The organism is Prosthecobacter fluviatilis (assembly GCF_055388355.1).
On sequence record NZ_AP043782.1, the window covers coordinates 6,070,829 to 6,087,647 of the forward strand.

The following is a 16,819-nucleotide window of genomic DNA, read 5'->3' on the forward strand; positions in this document are numbered from 1 at the left end:
AACTATGGACCGCCGCGAATTCATCAAGACCACCAGTGCCGTTGCCGCAATGACCAGTGCCCGCAAGCTGATGGCGGCACCCACCACGAAGAGGCAGCCGGAGCTGATCAAGGCTGAGAATGCGAAGGCGGGGGCCAGCTTTCAGCTCACGCGCATGCGTCCGGATGGCGCGAAGTCTTACCGCACCTCTCTCATCGAGGGCTACTGCTCGCGACAGTCGGTGAAGGCGGGGGAGAAGATGGACATCTTTGTGAGCACGCGGCCGGTGGCGCGCTTCAGCGTCGAGATTTTCCGCATGGGCTACTACGGCGGCTCGGGTGCGCGGCTCATGACCACACTCGGCCCCTTCGAGGGCAAGGAGCAGCCCGTGCCGGAGATGGCGGACAAGCGCCTGCGCGAGTGCCGGTGGGAGGCCAGCACCACGCTGACGATCCCGCAGGACTGGCCCAGCGGTGTGTATCTGGGAAGACTGAGCACGATCCCCGAAGCTGCTGACAAGCCCTACTGGCAGAGCTACATCGTCTTCATCGTCACGGACGACCGTCCGGCGGACATCCTTTTCCAATGCAGCGACAACACCTGGCAGGCCTACAACCGCTGGCCGGTGAACGAGTCCCTCTACACCGATCCGCGCGCGGCGCATGCCCCCGGTGTGAGCGTGAGCTTTGACCGCCCGTATGGCAAATACGTGCAGATCTTTGACAATCCGCAGAGCATGGGCAGCGGTGAGTTTTTGCTGTGGGAGTATCCGCTATGCTACTGGCTCGAGAAGGAGGGCTACGATGTGACCTACTGCTCCAATGTGGACAATCTGAACCCCGCCAATCTGGCGCGCGCGAAGTCGATGATCAGCGTGGGCCATGATGAATACTGGGACATGCGCCAGTATGCGAACGTGAAGCAGGCCATTGCGGACGGTCTGAGCGTGCTGTGGCTCTCGGCCAACGATGTGTATATGGTCACGCCCTTTACCCCGAATGCGAAGGGCGAAGCAAACCGCCGCCTGACCCGCGAGACCTGCTACGGCGAATTCCGCGAGGAGGAGAAGGAGGCGTACTCGAAAGTGCTGGGCCCGTTTGAGAATCCGGGGCCGGATGAGCGCGACATCATCGGCGCGCGCACGACGGTGCCTTTCAACGGCGGCGGCGACTGGACCTGCGCCAAGCCGGAGCACTGGCTGTTTGAAGGCACGGGTATGAAGAAAGGGGACAGCATCCCCGGTCTCGTGGGCTGGGAGTTTCACGGCGATCCCGACACGGCGCGTCCGGGGTTGGAGGTGGTGGGCGAAGGCAATGTGTGGGCCAGCGGCACGCGGTTGGGCAAATACGCCGCCACGGTTTATGAAGGCCCAAAGAAAAACATCGTCTTCAACGCCACGACGATTTTCTGGTGCCAGGGCCTCAGCGATCCCCCCGGCCACATGATCCCCTGGAGCCACTTCTCCCGCCCGCACGGGCCGGATGAGCGCGTGCAGCAGATGACTAGGAACGCACTGAAGCGGGCTCTGGCATGAAATGGCAAATCGCCAGTGCTCGAGCACTGGAAATGGCCGCCTGGGCAATGGCGCCTTTCACTGCGCTAGCGACGCATCATGCTGTTCGACTGAAAATTGCATTTCTCCACAAGCATCAGTTGCTCGTGGCCAACGCCGAAGATCGAACCCTGTGGGCGGATCGTTGTTGGAACTGGGTGGAACAGCACTTTGGCTGGTTGTGCGTGGCTGCTGTTCTAGTTCCGGTCCTGTGCAGCTTCGTTCAGCATCTCGGTATGCGTGGGTGGTGGCGCGCACTCGTAGGTGCTGCCGTCTGTGCGCCAGCGTTTTGGTATGCATGGGCCGTTCTGCAGATATTTGGCAAGGTAATCACCCCTATCTTTTGAAGAAGCTTTACGGCTCCCTCACTCAAACACGATCAAACTCCGCGCCACCTCACCGCGCTGCAGCGCAGCATACGCTTCATTGATGCCCTCCAGCGGATACCGCTTCGTTACCAGCTCATCGAGCATCAGCCTGCCGGATTGGTGCATGGCGATGAGGAGGAGCAGGTCTTTGCGGGGCTGGGTGCTGCCGTAGAGGCTGCCGCGCAGGGTTTTCTCGGCATAGACGAGCTGGTTTACATTGATGCTGGCGCGGTCGGCGGCGCTGGTGATGCCCACCATGACGCACATGCCGCCTTTCTTGGTGGCGTCAAAGGCCTGCTCGGCGGTCTTGCCGGAGCCGTATGCCTCGAAGGCGTAGTCCACGCCTTTGCCATCGGTGAGGTCTTTGATGGCCTGCACGGGGTCGCCGGCGTTCACGTCCACGTAGTCGGTGGCGCCGAACTGGCGGGCGTCGGCTTCCTTGCGGCTGAATTTGTCCACGGCGATGATCTGGCGCGCCCCGGCCATGCGTGCACCCTGCACGATATTGAGCCCGATGCCGCCGCAGCCGATGACGGCCACGGTGCTGTTGGGCTGCACGCGGGCGGCTTTTTCCACCGCGCCCACGCCGGTGATGACGCCGCAGCCGATGAGCGCGGCTTTTTCAAAGGAGAACTCCTTGGGGATCTTCACCACGGAGGCCTGGGGCATGGTGGCCAGGGAGGAGAAGGCGGAGACGCCGGCGTAGTGGCGGATGCTCTCTCCGGCGGAGTTTTGAAAGCGGGTGGTGCCATCCGGCATGAGGCCGGTGAAGCGCATGGCGGTGCCCATGTCGCACAGTGCGGGGCGGCCGCTGCTGCAGTACTCGCATTTCCCGCAGGAGCCACGCCAGACGAGAATGACGTGATCTCCCACCTCCACGGAGGTGACGCCCTCTCCTATGGCCTCGATGACGCCGCTGCCCTCGTGCCCGAGGATGATGGGCATGGGCATGGAGAGGTCTCCCTTCATCACATGCAGGTCGCTGTGGCAGACGCCGGCGGCCTTCATCCGCACGGTGACCTCTCCCGCCTGGGGCGGCAGCACTTTGACCTCCTCGACGCGCAGGGGCTTCTTGGCTTCGTAGAGGACGGCGGCTGGGGCTAGGGTGGACATGGTTGGGGCAGATGATGACGAAACCGGCCCGCTGCGCAACCCTGTGCCATAAACGCACTCGCCGGTTGCAGCCGTGGCCGGGCTCGCTGAGATAGCGGGCGCATGTTTTCCAACCGCAAGACATTCTCCATCCTCGGCACTCTGGCGTTGCTGGGCGTGACCGGTCTCCGGGCTCAGGCACCTGCCACCCCGGTGCCTGCGGCTCCTGTACCTGCTGCTGAAACAGTGCCGGACTTGCCGGCCCTCCAGGCTGCGGCGCGAGCTGCTGAAGAAAAACTGCCTTCGCCGGTCGTGCTGCCTCAGACCTATTTCGATCTTTCTCCTGTCCAGCGGGATCGCTGGAGGAAATATCTGCCGCAGACGCTGCTGAAGCTTACGCGCCGTGAGCGTGTGCAGATCGTAGTGCTGGGAGATGCGATCTTGGATGGAGTGACGTCTGAAGCCGGTGTGGATCCGATGCTCAAAAGCTTTGCCGGTGTCTTTGCGAAAAAGCTGGCATCACAGTTTTACTACACCGGCGGCGTACGCATTGTGCGCCCGGGTGGCAAATTGCGCGACAAGGATTCCAAGGTGATGGGGCCGGAAATTTTGATTCAGCCTGTCCAAACCTCCAGCATCATGTCTGCGGCCTCGGCCCTCTCGACCTTAGGCTTTCAGGGGCTGCCGGACCTGGTGCTGCTGGCCCAAGGACTGGAAGACGGGCTGGCAGGTGTGTCTGCAGCGGATGTGGCGGTGGCATTTCGCAGTCTGCTGGACACGGCGCGTGGCAAACATCTTGAAGTGATCGTTGCCGGCCCTGTTCCTCAGGCGGCAGAACCGGAGGAGGCCAGTCTGGCATGCACACGCGGCCCTTCCTGTGTGCTGCGTGAAGCCAGCATCCGGGAAGGGGTCATTTTCTCAGACATGGGCGATTTGTCACGCCTTCTTGAGGCTCCCGCAGGCGCGAAGGGAGCGGACCAAATCTTCCCAGCCTTGATGCAGCAGTATCAAAGTTTGCTGAACTCCCCTTCGTCTCAAGGGCCGATGACACCCACGACCGCCATGCATGCGGAAATGGGGCGCATCCTGTACCAGGATGTGATGCAGGGCGCGCCTGCGGTTTCTTGGGAAATCAGTGCTGCCACAGCGACGTTGGCGGGCCAGGGGCAGATGACGCTGGAATTTTTGCTGGCCAACACTCGCCGCGAACCTCTGGCCCTGACTGTGCTGCCGCTGGTGCCCGCAGGGTTAAAGCCCAAAGACACCAATCCGGAATTTCAGCTGAATGCTGGCGCAAAGCAGACGGTGAAGCTCAGTTACGCCATTACCGACACCAGGGAGCTGCCGCTGGTCGATGGCAGAATGCGCCTGCCTGTTCTTGTGGTGGCTGGCAAACAGTCCCGAATCGAGGACATCGTCGTGACTCTGCGTCCGTTCAGCATTGCCTGGAACGCACGTGTGGCTTTCAATCAGGAGGCGGAGTTCTCCCCTGAACTTGAAATCGAAAATAGCGCTGGCACCGGGCTCTCCGTGGCATGGGAGTCTGAATGGGCTGGAAAAAAGCAGGCTGGAAAGCTGGCGCTGGATGCCGGCAACTCGGAGCTTCTCAAGCTCGCGCTGCCGCTTCCATCTGAAGGTCAGAATCAGTTTCGCCGGGTGCTGCCACTCAAGCTGGCCTTGAGTTCGAATGGGGGGAGGCAGATTTTTGACCGTGACGTCGAGCTCACCCGCAACATGGGGCTGAAAGAGTCTGTGAAACTGAGTGCTGCGGATGCTCAGGAAAGTGCTGTGACACTGCGGGCAGATGCGGACAGCATGAAGCTGTTTCTTACGCTTGACCTGACCGGCGTCAGTCTTGTGGACGATTCCTCCGGCAAGGCATTTGAGCTCCTGCTAAACATCGACGCCCGCAGCTATGGCGAGCGCCTGACACCCGGGGCTACGGCGGCGCTTCGCATCAGCGGTAAAGCTGCCGATGGTGATTTGGAGGTCAGTCCGATCGCTCCTTGGGCGTTTGGCAGCGGCTATGCAGCTGTGTTTGACCCGAAGGAAATCCAGGCGGCTCTCACCAGTTCTGCCGGTGGTGGGCGCAGGCTGACGATCTCCCTGCCAAAAAGCTATTTGTACCGTCACGAGTGGGCTCTGGGAAATGGCAACAGCCAGCTTGGACTGAACGTGCGCTTTAGCGGAGGTGGGCGTGATTATTTCCTCACGCGAAGCAGACGTCAGGGGGATGATGCTGAAAGCCTCAGCGTTTTGGAGCTGACTGACAAACCCACGCTGCGCTGGACGGTGCGTGTCGATTAGAAGAATAACCATCATGGCTGAAGAACGAGCGAGTAAAAAACTGTGGGACCGTGCGGCGTGGAAAGACGCTGGCTTTTTCCTGAACTACCTGCGTCCGCACTACAATGTGTTCATCCCCGCACTGATCGCGCTGGCGATCACGGGCGGCATGACGATCCTCTTCATCAAGGAGCTGGCGGCGGTGGCCGGAAAGGGGATTGGTGGCGCTCATGGGCCGGAATGGATGGCCGAACTGAATCACAGTGTCTGGTATCTTGTAGCACTGATTTCCGCGCAGGCGGTAATCGCGTTTTTCCGCATCATGCTCTTTGCCAAGGCCTCCGAGCGTGCGCTGGCGGCCCTGAGGCTGGATACTTTCAGCCGCATCATCCGCCTGCCGATGGGGACGCTGAACCACCGCCGTGTGGGCGAGCTGGCCTCCCGGCTGGCCAATGATGTGGAGGCCATGCGCGAGACGCTGGTGGTCACAATTCCGATGCTGATCCGGCACACGGTCATGCTCTCGCTCTGTCTGGTGCTGATCCTGAACATGTCCGTGAAGCTCTCTCTCTTCATGGTGGGCACGATCCCGGTGGTGATCGTGATGATCGCCATCTTTGGCGCTCGCATCCGCAAGCTGACGCGCCGTGCGCAGGACAATCTGGCCGCCTCCCAGGTGGTGGTGGACGAGAGCCTGCAGAGCATCGTGAGCGTGAAGGCCTTCCGCAACGAGGCGTATGAGCTGGCGCGTTATGACAAGAATCTGAGCGAGTACCTGCGCACCGTGCTGCGCGCTGCGGTGCCGCGGGCGTCTTTCATCGCCTTCATCATCTTTGCCTTCAGCGTGGCGTTGATCCTGGTCACGTGGTTTGCCATGCGCATGCTCAATGACGGCGGCATTGGCAAGGAGGAGCTGACGCAGTTTGCGGGGCTCAGCGGCATGATCGCAGCGTCCTTCATGCAATTTCCGGAACTGATCACCCAGCTCCAGCGCTCTCTGGGTGCCACGGAGCGTGTGCGCGAGATCCTGCGGGATGACACTGAGCCCGAAGACGACAATGTGGCCAAGCTGCACTTCAAAGGCGAGATCGACATGCGCGACGTGAGCTTTGCCTACCCCACGCGGCCAGAGGCCGTAGTGCTGCGGGATTTCAGCCTGCAGGCCAAGGCCGGGCAGCGTATCGCTCTCGTGGGTCCGAGTGGCTCGGGCAAGAGCACCAGCGTGTCCCTGCTGTTCCGCTTTTATGACCCGACGAGCGGGGAGATCCGCATCGACGGGCAGCCCATTCGTGACATGTCGCTGACCACGCTGCGGCGGAATCTCGCGCTGGTGCCGCAAGAGGTGCTGCTCTTTGGCGGCAGCATCCGGGAAAACATCGCCTACGGCAAGCCGGACGCCACCGAGGAGGAGATCATCAGCGCGGCCAAAAAGGCCAATGCGCACGATTTCATCGCGGGCCTGACGGAAGGCTACCAGACGCTGGTGGGAGACCGCGGCACGCAGCTCTCCGGCGGCCAGCGCCAGCGCATCGCCATCGCACGCGCCATTCTTGCCGATCCGGCCATCCTGATTCTCGACGAAGCCACCAGCAGCCTCGACGCCGAAAGCGAGCGTCTGGTTCAGGACGCGCTGGACAAGCTGATGGAAAACCGCACCAGCATCATCATCGCGCATCGTCTCAGCACCGTGAGGCGTTGCGACCAGATCCTCGTCATGTCCGGCGGCGCCATCCTGGAGCGCGGCACACATGAGGAGCTGGTGGCCCGCCCCGGCGGCCTGTATGGCTCGCTGGCGAAGCTGCAGCTGGAGTAGGGGGCGGTGGTTTGGAGTGCGATGGGCATTGCCTCACTGCGTTCGCTCTGCGGGCAGGCAGTGCTCCGGCGGAGTGGGATCGTCCCGATCCCACACATTCCCGCATCGCCCAGCGTGCTCGATTCATCCGCAAACACGCCGCATGTGTGGGCATCAAGATGATCCCCCTCCGTCTGCTCGTGCTTTCGCCATCAAACCCGTTTTCAGCACAGCATGGCATCAGCCATCCGTGAGCGATGATCAACGGGCGGGAGTGTCAGTCGCACTCAGCTCCGGAACACCATCGCGGGTTCCAGCTTGCTCACGCGCCAGATGCCGAGAAGGGCGGCCAGGGCGCAGATGCTGAGGACGACGCCCAGTACTGCGAAGGGGACAAACTCCGGCATGTAGAAGGGGGGCTGCTCATTCTTCAGCGCGCCCATGGCAAAGCCGGAGGTGCCCAGCAGGCCGATGCCGTAGCCGATGATGCCAACGGTGAAGGCCTGGGTGATGAGCATGAGGCAGAGGGTGCCGTTGGAGGCGCCCATGGCCTTGAGCGCGCCGAGGTGGCGCATGTTTTCCAGCACAAAGGAGTAGAAGGTCTGGCAGCTCACGGCCATGCCCACCAGCAGGCCGATGATGACTGTGGTGCCAAAGGAGATGGGAATGCCGGTGTTCTTCACATACCACCACACGGTCGAGACACTGAAGTTGTTGGTCTCGCCACCTCCGCGCTGGGCCCAGAACTCGCTGAAATTGGCCTCGCGATTGATGAAGGCCTTGAGCCCGGTGGTGCGGCGGATGTCCTCGACAGCCTGCTCCAGGCTGACGCCTTCGCGTGGGGCGCAAATCACGGCCTGCAGCATCTTGCGTTGAGGGGGCACATACTGCAGGGCGCGCTCGTAAGTGGTCCAGACATAGGGGCCGCCGGTGAAGGAGGTCACTGCATCGGCGATGCCCACCACGCGGGCCTCCTGGTCGTTGAGCTCGAAGACATCGCCCACCTTCACCTGTTCACCGCGTTTGCGGGCCAGGCGCGTGACGCCGAGGTCGTCGATGACGACAGAGTGCGGCAGGCGCAGCTTCATCAAATCCCCCGCAAGCATCTTGGCCGGGGCTCCGGCAAGGGTGTTGGAGTCGATGCCAATGAGCTGGATCATCTTGAAGTTGCCGTTTTCCAGACGCACGCGCTGGATGCCGGAGTAGATGGGGCTGGCCCAGGCCACGCTTTTGACGCTGCGCACACGGGCCACGTCGGTGTCCAGCAGCGGATTGGTTTCATTGACCTGCTCCACCTTGTCCTCCACCACCCAGATGGGGGCTGGCACGTTTTTCAGGGTGGACTTGGTCCAGTTCATCAGCCCGCAGAAGACGGCGGTCTGCTGCGCCATGAGAAAGGTGGCCACGGCCAGCCCTGCGACGAGCATGAGATACTTCGCCGTGTCGCCAAAGAGCATCTTGAGGGCCAGGCGTAGCATAAGCGTGAATACGTGCAGGAGGCGCGCCGAGGCGCAGGGAATCTCAGCGACCGCCGCCAAACAGGCCGCCGAAGCTGCTGCTGATGACGCTGGTGAGCACGCTCTGGATCTGGCTGCCGGTGGGGTGATCTTCGTGGATCTGGCCCTGAGGGGTCAGCTTGTCGATGACCTGCGGAAGGAACTGCGCCAGCAGGGGGAGAACGGTGCTGTCCCGCATGCCCACCTTGGCGGCGAGAGCCTGGAGGGAGTCGAGGCCGATGGCCTGCTGCATCTGCTCGGGGGTGATGGGCTGATTGGCCCCGGTGCCGACCCAGGAGGAGAAGGCCTCGCCAAAGCCTGCGGATTGAAATTTGGACATCATGCCGCTGAGGCCACCGGCCTCGCTGAGCAGGCTGGAGAGCATGGCTGCGGGGTCCTGACCGCCGAGCATGCCGCCCAGCGCGTTTTTGGCGAGAGAATCGAAAAGTCCCATAGAGGCGGCGAGTGTGCGGGAGCGCGTGGGAAAGTCAAGGGGACGGGGTGGAATGACTGTGGCGATTCTTTGGCCCAGCCATCTTGCACCGCGCAGCTCTTGACCCGCGTTTTCCACCAGCTACTCTCTCCGCCCCCTAACCCTCAAAACCCATAACAACCATGAGCCAGACACACGAATTCCAGGCCGAAGTCAAACAAGTCCTCGATATCGTCATTCACAGCCTCTACACCGACCGCGAGATCTTCATCCGTGAGCTGGTGTCCAATGCGTCTGATGCGATGGAGAAGATGCGCCTGACGCAGCTGACGGAGAAGGAGGTCTTTGATGACACCGCCGCGCTGGAGATTAGCATCACCACGGATGAAGCCGCCCGCACGCTGACCATCGCCGACCACGGCATCGGCATGACACGCGCCGAGTTGGTGGAAAACCTGGGCACCATCGCCCACTCGGGCTCCAAGGCCTTTGCCGCCGCGCTGAAAAACGCGGGCAAGCAGAACGACGCGCAGCTCATTGGCCAGTTTGGCGTGGGCTTCTACTCCGCCTTTATGGTGGCGGACAAGGTGGAGGTGCATACGCACTCCTGGCGCAAGGAGGGCGAACACCTCATCTGGACCAGCGATGGTAGCACCAGCTACACCATCGACGACTCCTCCGACCAGGCACGCGGCTGCAAGATCGTGCTGCACTTGAAGGAAGATGCGGCGGAGTTTGCCCAGAAGCACCGCGTGAAGCAGATCCTGGAAAAGTATTCCAACTTTGTGAGCTTCCCCGTCATGCTGGACGGCGAGCGCGTGAACACGGTGGAGGCGCTGTGGCTGAAGTCGAAGGACGGCATCACCGATGAGCAGTACACGGAGTTTTACCGCTTTGCGGCGCACGCCTTTGATGAGCCGAGCTACCGCCTGCATTTCCAGGCCGAGTCCCCCATCGCCATCAATGCGCTGCTCTTCACCCCGACGCAGAACATGGAGTCCTTTGGCATGGGCCAGATGGAGCCGAATGTGGGCCTGTACTGCAAGAAGGTGCTGATCGACCCGAAGCCGAAGAAGCTGCTGCCGGAGTGGATGCGCTTTGTGCGTGGTGTGATTGACAGCGAAGACCTGCCGCTGAACATCTCCCGCGAGTCCATGCAGGACAGCGCGCTGGTGAAGAAGCTGGGAGACGTGGTGGTGAAGCGCCTGCTCAAGCACCTGGACAAGGAAGCCGTGGAGGACCCGAAGAAATACAATGAGTTCTACTCGAACTTCAGCCGCTTCTTCAAAGAGGGCATCGCCACGGATTACACGAACCGCGACGCCATCGCCAAGCTGCTGCGCTTTGAGTCCAGCATGACCGAGCCCGGCGAGACCGTGAGCCTGAGCGACTACGTGAAGCGCATGAAGGAAGGGCAGAAGGAGATCTACTATCAGGTGGCCACCTCGCGCAGCTCCATCGAAAGCGGCCCGTACGTCGCCGCTTTCAAGGCGAAGGGCTATGAAGTGCTCTACATGTTTGAGCACATCGACGAGTATGTGATCTCCAGCCTGAACAAGTTTGAGGACAAGGACCTGAAGTCTGTGAACGCCCCGGACATCGACCTCGGCGACAGCAGCGAGGAGGGCGAGGCTCTGGCGGAGGCAGATGCCACCTCCCTCTGCGACTGGATCAAGGAGCGCCTTTCCACCCAGGTGGAAACGGTGCGCACGGGCAAACGCCTCGTGGGCAGCCCTGCGCTGGTGCTCACCCCCGAGGGCGAGATGAGCCCGCAGATCCGCCAGATGATGAAGGCCATGGGCAAGGACGGCGACATGCCGGGCTCGAAGGTGATCTTTGAAATCAACCCACGCCACCCGCTGGTGCGCAATCTCTCCGGCCTGCGCGCCAAGGACCCGGAAACCGCCGGGCTCATCACCGAGCAGATTCTGGACAATGCGCTGCTCTCCGCCGGGCTGCTGGATGAGCCGCAGCGGATCATCGAGCGCACGCAGAAGCTGATGGAGAAGCTGTCGGCGTAAGGCTGCCAAGAAAGATCAGAGCGCCCTGCGGTGAGCCATCGCTGCAGGGCGTTTTTTTGTGGCGTCAAAGAGTGGTCCGCACAACGCGAAGGCAGGCCTGAAGGCGGCCATTTTGTCGTGCGAGCGTGGTGGAGGTTGAGAAGCTGCAAACCAGTGCTTGCACCTTTGCGCCCTTCCGCCTTCATGGCGGCATGATCGCCTTTCTTCGCGGCCGCCTGGCCGAAGCTCTTCCTCACCGTGCCACGCTGGATGTCCATGGCGTGGGGTATGTCGTGCTCATTCCGCTGAGCACCTTCGACAGGCTGCCGCAGATGGGCGAGGAAGTGCAGCTGCTGACGCACTACCACGTGACGGAGCGCGAGCACACTCTCTTTGGTTTTATGACCTCGGATGAGCGCGATCTCTTCCGCCTGCTGATGGACCGGGTGTCGGGGATCGGGCCGAAGATGGCGCTGAGCGTGATCAGCGGCATGCCGGTGGCAGCGTTCAAGGATGCGGTGATCAGCGGCGATGTGAAATCGCTCTCCCGCATTAAGGGCGTGGGCGGCAAGACCGCCGAGCGAATCGTGTTGGAGCTGAAGGACAAGGTGGGCGTGGTGGAGGCGTGGCAGGCCTCCCGCACCGCGAAGGGCGCGCATGATCCGAAGCAGGAGGCGCAGTCAGATGCGGTGCTGGGCCTGATCGCGCTAGGCTACAAGCAGAGCGAAGCGATCAAGGTGGTGAATGATCTGGCCAAGCAGCCGGGCATGGATACAGCGGACAAGCTGATCAGGGAAGCGCTGAGGAGTTTGAGCTAAAGTAGCCTTGTTGCTGTGCAACAAGGTTCAGCTCCGCTGCGCATTGAGCGTGCGGTGGTCCCTCATGCTGGGCTCTTATACCAGCAACAGTTGAAAAGAAGCCTCGGAGCGCTGGGGTAACATGCGACTGGAGTCCATCGAGGCCCGCCCCCCTCCTTTCGACATCCCAAGGACGGCGCACCTTTTTCAGCACCCGCGACGCCGTAGACCCAAAACTTCGGCCCCGACACAGCGGGGCCCTACCAGCACTGCTGCACGTGCAGCGCATGCAGACCTATTTTCAATGGCTCCTGGCATGAGCGGAGCGTTTCCCTGTTCCGCAGGAACAGGGCTACTTGGCAAGTGGGACGCGTGCGCTACTTCAGGCTCTTGATGTACAAAATCAGGCTTTCGATCTGGGAGTCGTTGAGGATGCCATTGTAGATGGGCATTCCCGTGTCGAATTTCTCAAAGCCTTTCACGACCTTTGCGCTTGGATTGAGGATGGATTCGCGGAGGTAGGCTTCGTCGGCTTTGAACTTGCCTTTCTGGCCTTTGGCGATTTCGCGCTCGCTCCCGTAGAGGCCTTTCCAACTGGGGCCGACTTTGCCGACGAGGGTGCCGTCGGTGCTGTGGCAGGCCATGCAGCCAAACATCTGGTAGAGGCGCTCGCCTTCTTCGGCTGTGGCTTTCACAGTGGTGGCGGCGACGGCCTTGCGTGGGGTCAGGTCCACCTTGAGGTTTTCGTCAAAGCCTTCCTTTTTGGCGTCGAAGGTGAGGAGTTCCCAGGGGGAGAAGTAGGCGGTGTTTTCAGCCTTGAGGCCGTCGGCGCTTTTGAGGCCCCAGCCGATGCGCATCTGGTGGATGCCGGCCTTCATGTCGGGGAAGCCGACGAGCACGCTCATGCCGTCCTTGCTGAGATAGGCGCTGCTGGCGGTCATCCATTCCTGGCCGCTGCTGCCGTCGGGTTTGAGGTGCGGGGAGCCATACTCAAAGGTGCGCTTGTAGTTCCAGCGCTCGCCGTTGTAGCTGTCGGGATTGGTGGCCAGCGTGGGGTCCAGCTTGGCATTGAAGCGCAGGAGCAGGCCTTTGTCTGTCGGGGTGACTTCCTTGATGAGCACGCGCGGCTTGTCGGTGTAGCGCACGCGGGCGAGGCCGCTGATCTTTTTCACTACTGTGCCCCAGACCTGGAAGCCGGTGACGTAAAGCTGGCCGTCGGCGGGATTGACGACTGCATTGAGCGTGGGGAAGTCGAAATTGCGGTTGAAGCTGACGACGGCGGCCTGGGGCTTTTCAAAGTGCGTGTTCATCAGCACGCGGAACAGCTCCGGCCGGTTGTAGCCGATGTGGATGAGCTCGTCGTTCACGGGTCCCATCTTGGCGCCGATGAGCCAGGTCTGGGTGACGCCGCTGGGGTTCACCGGATGCGGCAGCCAGGTGAGGGGCTCGGTGATGGTCTCGGGGTATTTCTCCTTGGGCGCGATGGTGGGCAGGTGGCCGTAGAAGTGGTGGTCTGAGATGATGTGCAGCGGCGTGGAGGGGACGTAGTTGCCCTGCTGGTCGCTGGCGGTGACGAGGCCCGTTTTTGGATTCACGCCGATGAAGGGCTGACGCAGGCCGTAGCCGATGACCTCGATGGATTTGCCATCGGGTGCCACTTTGATGACGGTGCCGTTGTGCTTGCCATAGGTGGTGCCTTCCTGGCCGCCTTTGGAGATGTAGAGCTCGCCCTTGGGGCCGAGCTTCATGGAGTTGGGGAACTCGCGCGTCTCGGCGGTTTGAGCGAAGAGGTTGCAGAATATCTCATAGCGGTCGCACTCCTTGTCGTTGTTGGTATCGACGAGCTTCCAGATGCCGTTGCGGTCGAAGACGAGGATGTCGCTACCACGCACGACGATGCTCATGGGCTCGTGGAGACCGCTGGCGAAGCGCTTCCAGGTGACTTTTTCGAGATCGCCCTTCAGGCCGGAGATCAGCCACACATCGCCATCGAAGGTGACGCCTGCGGCATCGCCCTGGTCATTAAGGAAAGCGAGATCCGCGAGACGGACGTTGCGCTTCCAGGGGTTGTCGAGGGGAAGCGGGATTTCGTCGATAACGTAGGCGTCGGGTTTGGTGGAGAGTGTGGCGGTGGTACTTTGTTCGCCGTTAAATATTCCGGGTATTTCACTGCCAAATGGCCGACCAGCTCCTGCATTCGGATATTTTTTCCGATCTAGCATGCTGGTCTCGTGCGTGACATAGAGTTGAGTTGGCTCCTTAGAAGGCGACAGGCATAGCCATTGAATTCCATCGGAAGATTTGAGTTGAGCCTCGGCGGGTTTACCTTTGTCGCCGACAACAAAGTAAGCTTTGCACTCGCTTGAGGGTTCGCATTTTCCGCAAATGGCAATAAGGGGCTTTGTGTGAGGCCCAACTCTCATTTGGCGTGTGGTTGCAAACTTAAGAGAAGGCTGATTTTCTGGTATGTCGGTATGAAACACCGACATCACGGCGATCTTTTCCGAGACGGGAACGCCATTGATCGAATAATCCAAAAACCAGCTGCCGACCTTTCCTTCTTCTGTCATGTGCGTGTAGGAGAAATGGATGTCCTTGAACTGCGAGCCAGCAACCGGCCCTCTTCCCACCTCTTCCGGACTCGGCGTCGCCTCACGCGGATCCACAAAGTTCGGCGTCTCCCCAATCTGCCACCCCGGATAAATCCCATTCGCCAGCCACACCTTGCCAATCGGCTTCGGCAGATACTCCTGCCCGTCCTTCGTCTTCTGTCCCGCCACATGGTACGACCCTGGTGCCAGCGCATCGGGCGTGACGGGTGGCTTGCCGGGTTCGCCTTCCCAGATGGCGGCGATGCGCAGCAGATCCGTGTCAAAGCAGGCCCAGAGGTTGTTGCCGAGATTGAGGATGATGCCTCGCGGGGTCAGATTGTCTTTCGGGAAGCCTCCACCGATTTCCCGGGCATCCAGCACGCTGCTGAAGAAGGGGAAGTCTTTTTCCACGAAGTCGCCCCAGGGTGAAGGTGTCGTTGGCGCGTCGGCTGCGGCTGCCTTGGGCTTGGAGGGCTTGTCGGCGGCAAGTGCGCAGGTGGTGAGTGTGAGCAGGAGCGCGAGGAGCGGGAGGGACTTCATGGGTGGGAGAGAACAGGCTTGCGGAAGGGGATCTGTCAATCTTCGTTGTTCGCGTGTGGGTGACTTGTGGCGGTGTGCGGGACGTTTGTGGCGTTTTTGCAGGTGAGGCCGTGCTGAAAATAGCCTGATGCGGGGATCGTGAGTGGACGGTGTGCGGGGCTATGCTTCTTGTCCTGATGAGCCTCCGCAACCTATTGGCCAAGCTGCCGCCACGTCCACGCCTGTATGCCGCGACGGCGATCTATGGGGTGGCGGGCGGGGGCATTGCGGTGGCGTTTCATGAGTGCATTCAGCTGCTCTACAGCCACACGTTTGAGGCCTGGGCGGTGCAGGCACCGGAGTCGTTTGCGTGGCGTACGCTGGTGCTCATGCTGGCGGCGGCGCTGGCCTCGGGCGTGCTGCTGCATGTGGCGGGTCCGGCTGCAGCGGGCAGCGGCATTCCGCAGCTGAAGCTGGCTTTTTGGAAGGAGTTTGGCTGGTCGCCTCCGCGCATCATGTGGGTGAAGTTTGTGGCCGGGGCGCTGAGCATTGGCAGCGGGATGAGCCTGGGGCGGGAGGGCCCCTCGGTGCAGATGGCGGGCACGCTGGGATCGGTGATGGCCACGCGGCTGGGGCTGGTGAAGTCGAAGCACCGCATGCCTGCGGCGGCGGGCGCGGCGGCAGGACTGGCGGCGGCCTTTAACACCCCTCTGGCGGCGGTGACGTTTGTGCTGGAGGAGATCATCGGAGATCTGAACAGCCGCTTTCTGGGGAATGTGCTCATGGCATCGGTGATCGGTGCGCTGGTGGTGCATGGCACGCTGGGGGCGGAGCCGGCCTTCAGCATGGTGGTGACGAAGGAACCGGGCTGGCAGGTGTATGTGCTGACGCCGTGGGTGGCAGCGTGCGCCACGTTTACAGGGCTGCTGTTTCAGCGGGGCAGTCTGGGCCTGCGCGGGTGGTCGCGCACGCAGCGGACGCTGCCGCCGTGGGCACGGCCTGCGGTGGGCGCGCTGCTGACGTGGGTGCTGGGGGTGCTGGTGTGGAAAGCCACGGGGCGTCTTGGCGTGTTTGGGCTGGGATACCATGACCTCTCAGATGCGCTCTCAGGCCACCTGGAGTGGAAGCTGGCGGCGCTGCTGCTGGCAGCCAAGCTGCTGGCCACCGTGCTGTGCTACGGGCTGGGCGGGTGCGGAGGCATCTTTTCCCCCACGCTGTTTTTTGGCGGCATGGCGGGACTGGCGGCCGCCGGACTGGCGCGGCTGGTGCTGCCGCTGCATGAGGCGGACATGGTGGTGCTGGCGGTGGTGGGCATGTGTGCGTGCCTGGGCGCGGTGGTGCGCGCGCCGGTCACGGGCATCCTGATTGTCTTTGAAATGACGCACCAGTTTTCTCTGGTGCTGCCGCTCATGCTCGGTGCGCTGGTGAGCCAGGCGATCAGCCGCCGCATGATGCATGCAAACTTTTACGAGGCCGTGCTGGAGCAGGACGGCCACCACCTCAGCCACATCATCCCGCCGCGTGATCTCGGTGCATGGCAGCAGATGCCGGTGTCCAGCATCGCGAACTTCCACCCTGTGTCGCTGCCGGACCTAGGATGCGAGACGATGCGCGCCGTGCTGGAAAAGCATCCCTATTCCAGCTTTCCCGTGGTGAAGGATGGAAAAGTGGCGGGCTTGCTGACGCGCCGTGAGATGGAGCGTGCACTGCTGAGCCAGGAGACATCGGAGTGCGAGCCTGCGGTCACGGCCGAGCCGCAGGAGAGCATCGGTGCCATCCAGTCGCGCATCATTGAATCACGCGCAGGCATTGTGCTGCTGTGCGATGAGAAGCAGGGACTGCTGGGTGTGGTGACGCTGCACGACCTGCTGCGCGCGCAACTGGCCTATGGGAATGCGGGGCAGGATTGAGCGG

11 protein-coding genes are annotated in these 16,819 nt (G+C 61.7%); 7 read left to right on the forward strand and 4 right to left on the reverse strand.

Translation table 11 applies throughout. The features are described 5' to 3' along the window. Positions 1 to 4 precede the first annotated feature (4 nt). Entirely contained in the window at positions 5 to 1,513 is a 1,509-nt protein-coding gene (locus ACZ5WW_RS23735) for a N,N-dimethylformamidase beta subunit family domain-containing protein (RefSeq protein ID WP_377163608.1), read from the forward strand. After that, the gene (locus tag ACZ5WW_RS23740; RefSeq protein ID WP_377163610.1) at positions 1,510 to 1,878 is read left to right on the forward strand and encodes a hypothetical protein; all 369 of its coding nucleotides are present in this window, start codon (positions 1,510 to 1,512) and stop codon (positions 1,876 to 1,878) included. Before ACZ5WW_RS23735 ends, ACZ5WW_RS23740 begins: the two co-directional genes overlap by 4 nt. 18 nt (positions 1,879 to 1,896) lie before the next feature. On the opposite strand, the gene ACZ5WW_RS23745 is transcribed toward ACZ5WW_RS23740, so the two are convergent. Beyond that, the gene (locus tag ACZ5WW_RS23745; protein WP_377163612.1) at positions 1,897 to 3,012 is read right to left on the reverse strand and encodes a zinc-binding dehydrogenase; all 1,116 of its coding nucleotides are present in this window, start codon (positions 3,010 to 3,012) and stop codon (positions 1,897 to 1,899) included. Between the two features lie 102 nt (positions 3,013 to 3,114). On the opposite strand from ACZ5WW_RS23745, the gene ACZ5WW_RS23750 reads away from it, so the two are divergent. Then, positions 3,115 to 5,298 carry a hypothetical protein gene (locus ACZ5WW_RS23750; RefSeq protein ID WP_377163614.1) on the forward strand — a complete coding sequence of 728 codons (2,184 nt, stop codon included), beginning with the start codon at positions 3,115 to 3,117 and terminating at the stop codon, positions 5,296 to 5,298. Positions 5,299 to 5,311: 13 nt separating this feature from the next. Continuing rightward, positions 5,312 to 7,090, forward strand: a complete 1,779-nt coding sequence (locus ACZ5WW_RS23755) for an ABC transporter ATP-binding protein (protein ID WP_377163616.1) — start codon at positions 5,312 to 5,314, stop codon at positions 7,088 to 7,090. A gap of 266 nt (positions 7,091 to 7,356) precedes the next feature. On the opposite strand, the gene ACZ5WW_RS23760 is transcribed toward ACZ5WW_RS23755, so the two are convergent. Next, positions 7,357 to 8,547, reverse strand: coding sequence for an ABC transporter permease (locus ACZ5WW_RS23760; RefSeq protein ID WP_377163618.1), 1,191 nt, complete (start codon positions 8,545 to 8,547; stop codon positions 7,357 to 7,359). A gap of 43 nt (positions 8,548 to 8,590) precedes the next feature. Further along, entirely contained in the window at positions 8,591 to 9,136 is a 546-nt protein-coding gene (locus ACZ5WW_RS23765) for a YidB family protein (protein WP_377163620.1), read from the reverse strand. Between the two features lie 44 nt (positions 9,137 to 9,180). On the opposite strand from ACZ5WW_RS23765, the gene htpG reads away from it, so the two are divergent. Then, a complete protein-coding gene (gene htpG, locus ACZ5WW_RS23770; RefSeq protein ID WP_377163622.1) occupies positions 9,181 to 11,019 on the forward strand; it encodes a molecular chaperone HtpG in 1,839 nt (612 codons plus the stop codon). A gap of 191 nt (positions 11,020 to 11,210) precedes the next feature. Then, entirely contained in the window at positions 11,211 to 11,816 is a 606-nt protein-coding gene (gene ruvA / locus ACZ5WW_RS23775) for a Holliday junction branch migration protein RuvA (protein WP_184343852.1), read from the forward strand. Positions 11,817 to 12,172: 356 nt separating this feature from the next. On the opposite strand, the gene ACZ5WW_RS23780 is transcribed toward ruvA, so the two are convergent. Then, on the reverse strand, positions 12,173 to 14,926 hold the full coding sequence (locus ACZ5WW_RS23780) for a DUF6797 domain-containing protein (RefSeq protein WP_377163624.1): 2,754 nt from the start codon (positions 14,924 to 14,926) through the stop codon (positions 12,173 to 12,175). A gap of 176 nt (positions 14,927 to 15,102) precedes the next feature. Here ACZ5WW_RS23780 and ACZ5WW_RS23785 point away from each other — a divergent pair, with 176 nt between their 5' ends. Beyond that, a complete protein-coding gene (locus ACZ5WW_RS23785; RefSeq protein WP_377163626.1) occupies positions 15,103 to 16,815 on the forward strand; it encodes a chloride channel protein in 1,713 nt (570 codons plus the stop codon). The last annotated feature ends 4 nt before the right edge of the window (positions 16,816 to 16,819 follow it).

Bases quoted from the DNA above. Each gene is read 5' to 3' on its own strand.
- ACZ5WW_RS23785 (WP_377163626.1), top strand. From the start codon at position 15,103: ATGAGCCTCCGCAACCTATTGGCCAAGCTGCCGCCACGTCCACGCCTG.
- ruvA (WP_184343852.1), top strand. From the start codon at position 11,211: ATGATCGCCTTTCTTCGCGGCCGCCTGGCCGAAGCTCTTCCTCACCGT.
- ACZ5WW_RS23750 (WP_377163614.1), top strand. From the start codon at position 3,115: ATGTTTTCCAACCGCAAGACATTCTCCATCCTCGGCACTCTGGCGTTG.
- htpG (WP_377163622.1), top strand. From the start codon at position 9,181: ATGAGCCAGACACACGAATTCCAGGCCGAAGTCAAACAAGTCCTCGAT.
- ACZ5WW_RS23745 (WP_377163612.1), bottom strand. From the start codon at position 3,012: ATGTCCACCCTAGCCCCAGCCGCCGTCCTCTACGAAGCCAAGAAGCCC.
- ACZ5WW_RS23780 (WP_377163624.1), bottom strand. From the start codon at position 14,926: ATGAAGTCCCTCCCGCTCCTCGCGCTCCTGCTCACACTCACCACCTGC.
- ACZ5WW_RS23735 (WP_377163608.1), top strand. From the start codon at position 5: ATGGACCGCCGCGAATTCATCAAGACCACCAGTGCCGTTGCCGCAATG.
- ACZ5WW_RS23740 (WP_377163610.1), top strand. From the start codon at position 1,510: ATGAAATGGCAAATCGCCAGTGCTCGAGCACTGGAAATGGCCGCCTGG.
- ACZ5WW_RS23755 (WP_377163616.1), top strand. From the start codon at position 5,312: ATGGCTGAAGAACGAGCGAGTAAAAAACTGTGGGACCGTGCGGCGTGG.
- ACZ5WW_RS23760 (WP_377163618.1), bottom strand. From the start codon at position 8,547: ATGCTACGCCTGGCCCTCAAGATGCTCTTTGGCGACACGGCGAAGTAT.